Source organism: Oerskovia sp. NPDC060287 (assembly GCF_042726775.1).
Taxonomy (GTDB): Bacteria; Actinomycetota; Actinomycetes; order Actinomycetales; family Cellulomonadaceae; genus Oerskovia; species Oerskovia merdavium.
This window is the reverse complement of record NZ_JBHXBO010000133.1, coordinates 1-11,825: the sequence shown is the minus strand read 5'-3', so window position 1 is coordinate 11,825 and position 11,825 is coordinate 1. Positions and strand designations below refer to the sequence as shown.

Genomic DNA, 11,825 nt, shown 5'->3' with positions numbered 1-11,825 from the left:
CGCCCGGCGAGTCGCAGCCGAACCACGCACTCGACGGCGGACGTCGCCACGTCCCGTTCACCCGGCCTCGCTACGGTCGCACCGTGACCGCACAGCCCGCAGAGTCCTCCCAGCCCGCCCCGCTCGCCCGGCGCCTGGGCCTCGCGGACGGCGTCGTGATCGGCGTCGGTTCGATGCTCGGCGCAGGGGTGTTCGCGGTCTTCGCCCCGGCGGCCGCCGCTGCCGGGTGGTGGCTGCTCGGGGGACTGGGGCTCGCGGCCCTGGTCGCGTACGCCAACGCGACGTCCACGGCGCAGCTCGCGGCCCGGTACCCGACGTCGGGCGGGGCCTACGTGTACGGGCGCGAACGCCTCGGACCGTGGTGGGGGTTCGCCGCGGGGTGGTCCTTCGTCGTCGGGAAGACGGCCTCGTGCGCGGCCATGGCCCTGACCTTCGCGGCCTACGCCGCCCCCGGGGCGCAGCGCCTCGTGGCCGCGCTCGTCGTCGTGGCGCTGGTCGCCGTCAACGCCCGGGGCGTGACCCGTACGGCCCAGGTCACGCGCGTCCTGGTCGCCGCGACCGCGCTCGTCCTGGTGCTCGTGGTCGTGGCCGCCTGGCAGGTCCCCGCCGCCGAGACCCAGCTAGGCGGGGGCGCACCCCACGGGGTGCACGGCGTGCTCCAGAGCGCGGGGCTGCTGTTCTTCGCGTTCGCCGGGTACGCGCGGGTCGCGACGCTGGGCGAGGAGGTGCGGAACCCGCGGGTCACGATCCCGCGCGCGATCCAGCTCGCGCTCGGGATCGTGGTGGTCGTCTACGCGGTGGTCGGGTTCGGCGCGCTGCGGGCGCTCGGCGCGGACGGCCTCGCGGGGTCGACGGCGCCGCTCGCCGACGTCGTCGGCGCGGCCGGGTGGCCCGGAGGGGACGTGGTCGTGCGGGTCGGTGCCGCCGCAGCCTGCGGGGGAGCGCTCCTGGGGCTGGTCGCCGGGGTGGGACGGACGACCCTCGCGATGGCTCGCGAGGGGGACCTGCCCGGCCCGCTCGCGGCGGTGCACCCGGTGCATCGGGTGCCGGCGCGGGCCGAGGCCGTGCTGGGGACCGTCCTCGTCGTCCTCGTCCTGGTGGCAGACCTCCGCACGGCCGTCGGGTTCTCGTCCTTCGCGGTGCTGACGTACTACGCGGTCGCCAACCTGGCGGCCCTCACGCAGGGGCCCGACGACCGTCGGTGGCCTCGCGGCCTCCAGATCCTGGGGCTCGTCGGCTGCCTGACGCTCGCGGCCTCGCTCCCGCTCGCGTCCGTGCTCGCGGGGTCGGCGGTGCTCGTCGGGGGACTGGTCGGGCGTGCCGTCGCCCGGGCGGCGGTAGGTCACCGAGAGCCGGGGGCGTGACCGGCGGCAGCCCGCCCGGGGCGTCGCCGCCGGACCAGGCCACCGGTGCGCGCGGTCGTCGCGTCTGGCGCCGGGGCGCCCGCGGGGTGACCATGGACGTATGTCCAGCGTCGGACCGGTCGTTGTCGGGTATGACGGGTCGCCCTCGGCGACCTCCGCGGTGCGGTGGGCTGCGCGTGAAGCCCGACGGCGCAGCACGCGGCTCGACGTCGTCTTCGCGCGTGACGCGCACGACACCCACCTCGAACCCTCCTTGCCGGGCGGTGGCGAGAACGCGCAGGCCGGCGCCCGCGCCCTCGCCGAGCGAGGTCGGGGCAAGGCGCTCGAGGTCGAGCCGGACGTCGAGGTCGAGGCGTCGCTCGAGTACGCGACGCCGGCCGCGGCCCTGGTCGGGACGTCGCTCGACGCCTCGGTCGTGGTCGTCGGATCGGGGGACCACGGTCGGGTGCGCGGTGAGCTGGGCGGTTCGGTGGCGCTCGCGGTCGCGGCGCACGCGCACTGCCCGGTCGTCGTGGTGCACGGCGACGTCGAGGCGCTGCGCGACGTGAACCTGCCCGTCGTCGTGGGGGTCGACGGGTCGGCGGCCTCGACCGACGCGCTGCTGCACGCGGCCGAGGTGGCCGTCTCGCGCCAGGCGTCCCTGCGTGTCGTGGTGGCCTGGTGGACCCGGGCCTCGGCCCACCTCGAGAGCTATGTCGCTGCGGAGTTCCCGCGCGAGCGCGCCGAGCAGGGCGCCGAGCGGCAGCTCGCCGCGGCGCTCGCCCAGGTGCGCGAGGCGTTCGACGGGATCGACGTCGAGGGCGAGACGGTCGAGGCCTACCCGGCTCCCGCGCTGGTCAGGGCCTCGGAGGGGGCCGAGCGGCTCGTCGTGGGCTCGCGCGGCCGGGGTGGGTTCGCGGCGCTCGTCCTGGGCTCGGTGAGCCACGCGCTGGTGCGCGAGGCGCACTGCCCCGTGACGATCGTGCGCTGATCCCGGTGTCCACGGTCGCGTGATCCCCGCCACAGGTTCGGTCCTGGGACTTTCACCCGGTGGGGATGTTTGGTTAGGCTCACCTCTGTGAGCCAGACCTTATCGGGAGCCGACGACACCACGGCAGCCCAGGACCCCGCCCTCCCGGCCCTCGCCGGGACCGGGCTGAGCCTCGGGTACGACGGGAACGCCGTCGTGCACGACGCCTCGTTGCGTCTGCTCCCCGGACAGGTCACCGCGCTGATCGGGCCCAACGGGAGCGGCAAGTCGACGCTCCTGCGCTCGCTCGCCCGGCTGCACAAGCCGCTCGACGGGACCGTGAGCCTGCCCGACGTCCCCGACGCGCTCGCGCTGCACCCCAAGGACTTCGCGCGCCGCGTCACGCTGCTCTCGCAGAGCAGGCCCACGCCCAACGGCGTGAGCGTGCGCGACGTCGTCGGGTACGGACGGCACCCGCATCGGGCCCGCTTCCGCTCCACGGACCCCGACGGCGCCCGCGCGATCGCGTGGGCCATGGACGTCACGGGCGTCGCGGCCATGGCCGGGCGCGGCGTCGACGAGCTGTCGGGCGGTGAGCTCCAGCGCGTGTGGCTCGCGACGTGCCTCGCGCAGGACACGGGCGTGCTGCTCCTCGACGAGCCCACGACCTACCTGGACCTGCGCTACCAGGTCGAGATCCTCGACCTCGTGCGCGACCTCGCGGACGACCACGGCGTGGCCGTGGGCGTCGTGCTGCACGACCTCAACCAGGCGGCCGCGGTCGCCGACCACGTGGTCCTGCTCCAGCGCGGCGTCGTCCGCGCCGCGGGCGAGGCCGCGGACGTCCTGACGGCCGACGCCCTGAGCGAGACCTACGGCATCCGGATCGAGGTCACGCACGACCCGCTGACCGGCACGGTGCAGACCGCGCCCGTCGGGCGGCACACGACCCGCAGGCTCGTCGCCGTCCCCTGACGGCCGGGCCGACGCACCCCGTGCCGCCGCGCACCTCCGCGCGGTGGCCCACCGAGCCCGACGCCGTCCCGGCGCGGGCCGCACCTCAAGGACACAGGACCCCCATGCGAACGACCCTCCGGACCGGCCTGCCCGCCGTCCTGCTCGTGACAGCGCTCACCCTCACCGCGTGCGGCACCACGGAGGAGGCCGACGCCGGCACGGCCGACGCGACCGCCGCCTCCGACGCGGGCCCCGTCACCTTCACCGACGAGCGCGGCGAGCAGACGCTCGACGCTCCTGCGACCGAGGTCGTCTCGCTCGAGTGGGGCCTGACCGAGAACCTGCTCGCGCTCGGCGTCGACATCGTCGGCCAGGCCGACGTCGAGGGCTACAACACCTGGGACACCTCGGTGCCCCTCGACGCCTCCACCCCGGACGTCGGCACGCGCGGCGAGGCGAGCCTCGACGCGATCTCCGCGCTCGAGCCCGACCTCATCGCCGTCACCACGGACACGGCCGACAACGTGATCGACCAGCTCGAGGACATCGCGCCCGTCGTCACCCTGCGCGGCTCGGACGGCACCGACCCGATCGGGTACATGCGTCAGACCGTCGAGACCCTCGCGACCGCGACGGGTACCGAGGACAAGGGCGCCGAGCTGCTCGCGGGCTTCGACACCAAGGTCGCCGAGGGCAAGAAGGCCCTCGACGAGGCCGGCGTCGCGGGCGCCTCGTACGTCATGGCCGACGGCTGGGTCAACAACGGCACCGTCTCGGTGCGCATGTACACGCCCGGTTCGTTCCTGGGGGCGGTCGGCGCCGAGCTGGGCCTCGAGAACGCCTGGACCGGCGAGGGTGACCCCGACTACGGCCTCGCGCAGACCGACGTCGAGGGCCTCACGGCGCTGAGCGACGTCCAGTTCGTCTACGCCGCGAGCGACTCCGAGGCCGACCCCTTCGCGGACGGGCTCAAGGACAACGCGATCTGGCAGCAGCTCCCGTTCGTCGTCGCCGGTGACGTGCACCGCATCCCCGACGGCATCTGGATGTTCGGCGGCCCGGCCTCGGCCAACGCCTACGTCGACGCGCTCGTCGCGGCACTGACCCAGTGAGCACGAGCGCCCCGGGGGGACTCTCGACGGCCCAGAGCGAGGTCCCGGACGACTCCTCGGGGCTCCTGGCCCCGCCGGTTCCCCTGGGGCGCTCGCGCGTCCGGTTCCGCCTGACGGTCGCCTCGGCGTTCGTCGTCGCGATCCTCGTCGTCCTGGTGCTGGCCGCGATCCACCTCACGCAGGGGACGGCCGACGTCGGCCTCGGCGACCTGCTGAGGCTCGTCGTGGGCGGGACCGACGCCGACGCGGACCGGACCGTGGCCGCCGTCCTGGTCGCCTCACGCCTGCCCCGCCTGCTCGCGGGCCTCCTCGTGGGCGTCTCGCTCGGCGCGGCCGGAGCCGCACTCCAGTCCGTGGCGCGCAACCCGCTGGCCTCGCCCGACACGCTCGCGGTCAACGCGGGCGCCTACGTCGCCGTCGTGGGCGCGGCCGTGGTCGGCGTGACGCTCCCGTTCTACCTCTCGGGGACCCTGGCGCTGATCGGTGGCCTCGCGGCCTCGGGCCTGGTGCTCGTCCTGGCGCGCGGCGGCGCGGCCGGGCCCACCCGGCTGATCCTCGCGGGCTCCGCGATCACCCTGGCCCTGCACTCGCTGACGACCGTGCTGCTCGTGCTGTTCCAGCAGGAGACCATGGGGCTCTTCGCATGGGGGAGCGGCTCGATCGTCCAGTCCGGCACGTCGCAGGTCGCGCTCGCGGCCCCGCTCGTGGTCGTGGGCCTCGGCGGCCTGGTCCTCGTGGCCCACCGGCTGGACCTCCTGGCACTGGGCGACGACACCGCGACCGTGCTCGGGATCGACGTGCGCGCCACGCGCGTCGTGACCATCCTGCTCGCGGTCCTGCTGTCCGCAACGGCCGTCACGGTCGCGGGCCCGGTCGGGTTCGTCGGACTGTGCGCCCCGGTGATCGTGCGCCTCGTGGCGCGCAAGGTGCCGGGCCTCAACCGGCACCGTGTGCTCATCCCGCTCTCGGGGATCGCGGGCGTGATCGTCATCCTGGGCGCCGACGTCCTGCTGCGCCTCGTGCTGCCCGGCACCTACGGCGTCGCCGTCCCGACGGGCGTCATCACGACCGTGTTCGGCGCCGCGACGCTCGTGTGGCTCGCGCGCCGCCTCAAGGACTCGGGACCTGCTGCGGGGACCCGGGCCGCGCACGTCCGGCCGCGTACCTCGCGCCGCGCGCTGGTGGTCACGGCCGTCCTGGTCGCGCTCCTGGTCGCGGCCACGATCGCGGCGCTCCTGCTGGGCGACCGGCTCCTGCTCACGGGCGACGTCCTCAACTGGGCCGCCGACCGGGCGGGCAAGCAGGTGAGCTTCGTGCTCGACCAGCGCTTCCCGCGCGCGCTCGCCGCGATCCTCGCGGGCGCCGCGCTGGGCCTGGCGGGAACCGTGGTGCAGGCCGTGTGCCGCAACCCGCTGGCCGAGCCTGGGCTGCTCGGCGTGACCGCGGGCGCAGGCCTGGGGGCCGTCGCGGTCGTCCTGCTCGTGCCCGGCGTCGGCATCGTGGGGATGTCCGTGGCGGCCGTCGTCGGCGCGCTCGGGACGTTCGCGATCGTCTACCGCCTGGCGTACCGGGGCGGACTGAGCTCGGACCGCCTCGTGCTGATCGGCATCGGCATGAGCGCGGGGGCCACGGCCCTGACCACGCTCGTGATCGTCGTCGTGGCCCCGTGGAACCTCAACCTCGCGCTCACCTGGCTGTCCGGGTCAACGTACGGGCGCACGCTCGAGCACGTGGTCCCCGTCGTGCTCGCGCTGCTCGTGGTCGTGCCCGTCGCGGTGCTCCACCGGCGTGAGATGGACGTCCTGGCGCTCGACGAGGACACCCCGCGGGTCCTGGGTCTGCGCCTCGACCGCACGCGCCTGCTGCTCCTGGGCGCGAGCGCGGTGCTGACGGCCGCCGCGGTGTGCGCGGTCGGCGTCGTGGGCTTCGTGGGTCTCGTCGCCCCGCACGCCGCGCGGGCCCTCGTCGGGTCCCGCAACGGTCGCGTCATCCCGGTCTCGATGCTGCTCGGGGCCGTCCTCGTGAGCGTCGCCGACACCGTGGGCCGCACGGTCATCGCACCCGCCCAGATCCCCGCGGGCCTGACGACGGCGCTCATCGGTGCGCCGTACTTCGTGTGGCTCCTGTGGCGCAGCCGCGGCCGCGAGGCGTGAGAGTGATCCCGACCACAGGGACGGGTCCGGGGGTTCACCCGGGCCCGATGTTTGGTTAGGCTCGCCTACGTGAGCCAGACCAGTGTCGTGACCGAGCAGGAGATCTCCCCGTTCCGCATGTTCGACGTGCAGGTGCGACGGGTCGAGCGCCTGGCCCCCAGCTTCCTGCGCGTGACCTTCACGGGCCACGACCTGCACGAGTTCGCCGACAACGGCCTGGACCAGCGCATCAAGCTCGTCCTGCCCGCGACCGACGGCGGCTACGAGCACCTCGACCGCACGGGCGAGTGGTACGCCGCCTGGCGTGCCCAGCCCGAGGAGCGGCGCAACCCGCTGCGCACCTACACCGTGCGCGCGGTGCGTCCTGAGGTCTCCGAGGTGGACGTCGACCTCGTCCTGCACGGCGACGCGGGCCCCGCGTCCCGGTGGGCGCTCGCCGCGCGCCCCGGTACCGAGGTCGTCCTGCTGGGCCCCAACGGGCTGTGGCACGGTGCTCACGGCGGCGTCGAGTTCTCTCGCCCGGTCCGCAGCCACGCGCTGCTGCTCGCCGGGGACGAGACCGCGGTCCCGGCCATCGCCTCGATCCTGGAGTCCCTCCCGGCCGACGAGGTCGGCGAGGTCTTCCTCGAGGTCCCGCACGCGGGCGACGTCCTGCCCGTCACGGCGCCCGCCGGCGTGAACGTCACCTGGCTCGCCCGCGAGGGCCGGGCGCACGGCGACCTGCTCGTGCCCGCCGTCCGCGAGGCCGCGGACCGCCTGCTCGAGCGCAACGTGTGCGGTGCGACCCACTCGCTGACCTGCGCCGCGCGCGGGCTCGCGGCGCGCCCCGGCACGGCCGGCGAGGTGGCCGAGCTCGAGGACGTCGACGTCGACACGGACATCCTCTGGGAGGTTCCCGTGGACGACGACGGCGCACCCCTGGTCGCGTGCGCCGAGCTCTACGCGTGGCTCGCCGGGGAGGCCTCGGTCATCAAGACGCTGCGGCGCTACCTCGTGTCCGAGCGCGGTGTGGACCGTCGGTCGGTCGCGTTCATGGGCTACTGGCGTGAGGGCCGCGCCGAGGGGTGACGGCTGTGAGGGCCGCGCCGAGGGCTGACGGCCGTGAGGGCCGCGCCGGGCGCCCGCTCACCCCACCGGCACGCCCAGCCCCTCGACCAGCTCGACCCCGGGCAGCCGCGCGAGCAGGGCGCCCGGCAGCAGCAGCTTGGAGCGGCGCAGCCCGCTCCCGATCAGCGCGGCCTCGCCGTCCGTGGCGACGGCGGCGTCGAGCAGCACGCGCCATCCCTCGGGGAGCCCGATCGGGGTGATCCCGCCGTACTCCATGCCGGACTCGACGACCGCGCGGTCCATGGGCAGGAACGAGGCCTTGCGCACGTCGAGCAGCGACCGCACGCGCGTGTTCACGTCGGCCCGGGTCGTGGCCCGCACGACGGCCGCGGCGGTCCGCTCGTCGCCCCCGCGCCGCCCGGCGACCAGGACGCAGTTCGCGGAGACCGCGGGCGGCAGGTCGTGGGCCGCGTTGAGCGTGGCGGTGTCGGCGAGGTCCGGGTCGATCTCGACGACGGCGACCTGCTCGGCGACGCGGGGGTCCTGAGCGGTCCACCGGGCGAGGGCCTCGGCGACCGACGGTGCGAGCAGGTCGGGCCGGGTCGTCGCGGGGACCCAGTCGAGGTCGCCGAGGGTCGGAAGGGTGAGGCGGTCGATCCCGTCGTGGCTCATGCGGCGACCAGGACCTGGTAGGTCGGCGTGATGGTCGCTCGCCCGATCGTGTGGAACACGGCCGCCATGGCGACCGCGGTCGCGGTCGTCGAGGGGGTGACGTCGAGCGTCTCGACGTCGAGCGCGTGCACCGCGAACACGTACCGGTGCGGTCTGTCGCCGGGCGGGGGTGCGGCGCCCAGGTAGCCCGGCCCACCGCCGTCGTGCCGGGTCTGCACCGCTCCCGGCGGGAGGTAACCGCCTCCGGGTGACCCTGCGCCCTGCGCGAGCGTCACGGTGGACGCGGGCACGTTGACGACGGTCCAGTGCCAGTAGCCCGCCGGGGTCGGCGCGTCCATGTCGAAGCAGCTCACGAGGAACGAGCGCGTGGCCGCGGGGAAGTGGTTCCAGGACAGCTCGGGCGACCGGTTGTCGCCGCCGGCCGCGTGCGTGCGCGCCATGGGTTCGCCGTGCGCGACGTCGTCGCTCGTGACGCTGAAGCGTGGGACCTGGGGCAGGAGCGAGTAGGGGTCGGGAGCGAGGGGCCGGTCGGCGAGGTTCATCGTCCCATCGTGCCCGGTGGGCGGGGGAGGGGCCAGGTGCGGGGGCGTCGGTGGGGTCGGAAGCGCGCGGTGAATTGTCCCTCCTTGCCCGCCCAGCGAACCACACTTTGCAGGATTGTGCTTGTTTAGGCCCCGCTATTGACAAACTCCGTCACCACCCGCAAATCTGGTGACTGCCCGGGCGATCCTCGGGCCACGCAGTGAGTGCCACAGATGCCATGTCACGAGCGTCGATCGCCACCGGTCCCGGCAGACCCCCGGGCGCATCGCCGACCAGAGAGCAGGTCGCCATGCACGCAGTCCCACCACCCGTGAGCCCCGCCAGAGGGCCCCTGTCCGGACGCAGGTCGTCCGGTGCCCGACGACGGGCGGTCGCCTCGGCCACCGCCCTCGCCCTCGCGCTCGGCACGGCCGCCGGGAGCGTCGCCCTGACGGCTCCCGCGGCCGCCGACGTCACCAACGCCAAGCCCGCGGTCGTCCCGACGCTCAAGGAGTGGACGGGAGGCAGCGGGTCGTTCGATCTCGACTCCTCGACCCGGATCGTCGTCCCTGCCACGCTCGAGGAGATGGGCGCGCAGGTCGCGGCGGACATCGCCGACCTCACGGCCCGCACGGTCCCCGTCGCCGTGGACGCGGCACCGGACGAGGGCGACATCGTGCTGGTCGTCGACCCGACGCTCGTCCACGCCGCGGGCGGCGAGCGCTTCGACGAGGAAGGCTACGTCCTCGACGTCGACCCGGGACGCGTGACCGTGACCGCACCGACCGAGCAGGGGGCCTTCTACGGGACCCGGAGCCTCCTGCAGGTGCTGGTCCAGAGCCCGGGCCGCGGAAGCGTGCCCGTCGGGGAGTCGGTCGACTGGCCCGACTACGCCTCGCGCGGCTTCATGCTCGACGTGGGGCGGCGCTTCTTCACGCCCGAGTTCGTCCGCGACTACATCTCGATGATGAGCTGGTTCAAGCTCAACGAGTTCCAGATCCACCTCATGGACAACGAGATCAGCCCCGCGGGCGGCAACTGGGCCGACGCTCAGGCCGGCTTCCGGCTCCAGTCCGACAACCCCGCGTTCGCGGGTCTCGCATCGACCGACGGAGCCTACGACCGGGCGGACTGGCAGTCCTTCGAGGACACCGCGGCATCCCACGCCGTGACGATCATCCCGGAGATCGAGGGGCCCGCCCACGCGCGCTCGGTCGTCCGCTGGAAGCCCGAGCTCGGCACGAACGGTGGCAACTCCGACCACCTGGACCTGAGCAAGCCCGAGGCGACGGCGGTCATGAAGTCGATCTTCACCGAGTTCGCGCCGTGGTTCGAGGGCCCCGACGTCCACATGGGAGTCGACGAGTACTACGCGTCGCCCGCGCTCTTCCGGGACTACTTCAACACCATGGCTGCCCACGTCCGCAGCCTCGGCAAGCACCCGCGCGCCTGGGGGAGCTTCACCCAGATGCACGGCAACGCGAACGGCTACGACCGTGACGTGACGATCAACTCGTGGAACGGCGGCTGGTACTCGATCGAGTCGGCGTACGCCGACGGCTACCGGTTCCTCAACACCGACGACTCGACGCTGTACGTCGTCCCGTTCGCGAGCTATTACCACGGCAACGGGCTCAACAACCAGTGGCTGTACTCGTCCTGGGCGCCCAACCGGACCGGGAACAAGACCGTGCCCGAGGGGGCCGCGGAGGGAGCCATGTTCGCGGTCTGGAACGACCTCGTGCACGCCGACTACACGCAGCAGGACGTGCACGGCCTGGTCGAGCTGTCCTTCCCGACGATCGCGCAGAAGACCTGGGACGGCGCGACGCCCGAGCTCACGTTCGCGCAGTTCTCGGCGCTCACGCGCACTCTGGGCCTGGGCCCCGGCATCGAGGTGGTCGACTTCACGCGAGGCGGCCAGCTCGCGGGCGAGCTGAGCCACGGCGCGACCGTGACGGCCTCGTCCGCGGACGAGGGCAACGGTCCCGAGCACCTCACCGACGGCCAGACGACGACGCGCTGGAGCACGCGGTCGACGGCGCCCGCCACGCTCACCGTGGACCTGGGGTCGGTGCAGACGGTCGGTGCCGTGGAGGTCGACTGGACCGCGGCAGCAGCCACGAGCTACACGGTCGAGGTCTCGGCCGACGGGTCCACCTGGACGAGGGCGTCCCGGCACCGCAACACGACCGGGCCGGGGATCGACCGCGCCACGTTCGCCGCCCACGAGGCCCGGTACGTCCGGCTGAGCTCGGTCGTCGGCGGTCCGGACGGCGTCGGCGCGTGGCGACTGAGCGTCCTGGGTCGCCCGGACCTCGCCCTGGGTGCCGTCGCGACGGCCTCGGGCGTCGAGTCGGGCACGACCATGACGGCGGCCAACGTCGTCGACGGCGACCCCTCGACGCGATGGTCGGCCGACTACAGTGCGCAGCCCTGGGTCCAGGTGGACCTCGGCACGGCCAGGACGGTCGACGAGATCACGCTGCGCTGGGAGGCCGCCTCGGCGACCGCCTACCGCGTCGAGGTGTCGCAGGACGGCGCCGCCTGGTCCCCCCTCGTGACCAGGACCGGGCTCGCGGGAGGGGCTCGCACCGACGTCCTGACCGTGCCGGCGACCGCCGCACGGTACGTCAGGGTGACGACGACGGCCAAGAGCCTCAACCCGTACCTGTCGCTCTACGACCTCGAGGTGCGCGGGGCGGCGCCCGCCGAGCCCGTGCAGGTGACGGCCACCGCGACCGTGCGGTGCGTGGCCGGACGGGCCCAGCTGTCGGTCGACGTCGTCAACGACGACGCGGCGCCCGTCGACGTCGTCGTCACGACGCCGTACGGCAGCCGGACCTTCTCCGCGCTCTCGCCGGAGAAGCGGGCGCACGCCGCGTTCAGCACGCGTGCCGTGGGCGTCGAGGGTGGCACTGCCGTCGTCGACGTCGCCCCGGCGGGCTCGCCCGGGCAGGCGGGATCCGTCGAGGTCCCGTTCACCGGGGCCGCCTGCGGCTGACGCCTGACGCACGACGAACGCCCGAGGGGTCCGGCCTGCACAGGC

At 74.3% G+C, this 11,825-nt stretch carries 9 protein-coding genes; 7 read left to right on the top strand and 2 right to left on the bottom strand.

The genetic code is table 11. The annotated features are described in order from the left end of the window. Positions 1-83 precede the first annotated feature (83 nt). From ACFWFR_RS12600 to ACFWFR_RS12575, 6 genes are all read left to right on the top strand, one after another. Positions 84-1,364 carry an APC family permease gene (locus tag ACFWFR_RS12600; RefSeq protein WP_377623181.1) on the top strand — a complete coding sequence of 427 codons (1,281 nt, stop codon included), beginning with the start codon at positions 84-86 and terminating at the stop codon, positions 1,362-1,364. A 100-nt stretch (positions 1,365-1,464) separates the two neighbouring features. Continuing rightward, the gene (locus tag ACFWFR_RS12595; RefSeq protein WP_377616933.1) at positions 1,465-2,334 is read left to right on the top strand and encodes a universal stress protein; all 870 of its coding nucleotides are present in this window, start codon (positions 1,465-1,467) and stop codon (positions 2,332-2,334) included. A gap of 87 nt (positions 2,335-2,421) precedes the next feature. Beyond that, on the top strand, positions 2,422-3,288 hold the full coding sequence (locus tag ACFWFR_RS12590) for an ABC transporter ATP-binding protein (RefSeq protein ID WP_191804719.1): 867 nt from the start codon (positions 2,422-2,424) through the stop codon (positions 3,286-3,288). 104 nt (positions 3,289-3,392) lie between these two features. Continuing rightward, a complete protein-coding gene (locus tag ACFWFR_RS12585; RefSeq protein WP_377623180.1) occupies positions 3,393-4,382 on the top strand; it encodes an ABC transporter substrate-binding protein in 990 nt (329 codons plus the stop codon). Further along, a complete protein-coding gene (locus tag ACFWFR_RS12580) occupies positions 4,379-6,535 on the top strand; it encodes an iron ABC transporter permease (protein ID WP_377623179.1) in 2,157 nt (718 codons plus the stop codon). The genes ACFWFR_RS12585 and ACFWFR_RS12580 overlap by 4 nt, the downstream gene beginning before the upstream one ends. Positions 6,536-6,652: 117 nt before the next feature. Beyond that, positions 6,653-7,603 (top strand): siderophore-interacting protein, encoded by a 951-nt coding sequence (locus ACFWFR_RS12575; protein ID WP_193721033.1) that lies wholly within the window; start codon positions 6,653-6,655, stop codon positions 7,601-7,603. Between the two features lie 57 nt (positions 7,604-7,660). Here the strand turns inward: ACFWFR_RS12575 and ACFWFR_RS12570 are convergent, their stop codons facing one another. Both ACFWFR_RS12570 and ACFWFR_RS12565 read right to left on the bottom strand, forming a co-directional pair. Beyond that, entirely contained in the window at positions 7,661-8,254 is a 594-nt protein-coding gene (locus ACFWFR_RS12570; RefSeq protein ID WP_377623178.1) for a YbaK/EbsC family protein, read from the bottom strand. Next, complete coding sequence (locus ACFWFR_RS12565; RefSeq protein ID WP_191804725.1) at positions 8,251-8,796, bottom strand: YbhB/YbcL family Raf kinase inhibitor-like protein; 546 nt, start codon at positions 8,794-8,796, stop codon at positions 8,251-8,253. The genes ACFWFR_RS12570 and ACFWFR_RS12565 overlap by 4 nt, the downstream gene beginning before the upstream one ends. A 311-nt stretch (positions 8,797-9,107) precedes the next feature. Between ACFWFR_RS12565 and ACFWFR_RS12560 the strand changes: the two genes are divergently transcribed. Beyond that, positions 9,108-11,780, top strand: coding sequence for a discoidin domain-containing protein (locus tag ACFWFR_RS12560; protein WP_377623177.1), 2,673 nt, complete (start codon positions 9,108-9,110; stop codon positions 11,778-11,780). Positions 11,781-11,825 lie beyond the last annotated feature (45 nt).

Excerpts from the sequence above, each read along its gene's own strand:
- ACFWFR_RS12595 (WP_377616933.1), top strand. The coding sequence starts at position 1,465 with ATGTCCAGCGTCGGACCGGTCGTTGTCGGGTATGACGGGTCGCCCTCG.
- ACFWFR_RS12585 (WP_377623180.1), top strand. The coding sequence starts at position 3,393 with ATGCGAACGACCCTCCGGACCGGCCTGCCCGCCGTCCTGCTCGTGACA.
- ACFWFR_RS12575 (WP_193721033.1), top strand. The coding sequence starts at position 6,653 with ATGTTCGACGTGCAGGTGCGACGGGTCGAGCGCCTGGCCCCCAGCTTC.
- ACFWFR_RS12570 (WP_377623178.1), bottom strand. The coding sequence starts at position 8,254 with ATGAGCCACGACGGGATCGACCGCCTCACCCTTCCGACCCTCGGCGAC.
- ACFWFR_RS12565 (WP_191804725.1), bottom strand. The coding sequence starts at position 8,796 with ATGAACCTCGCCGACCGGCCCCTCGCTCCCGACCCCTACTCGCTCCTG.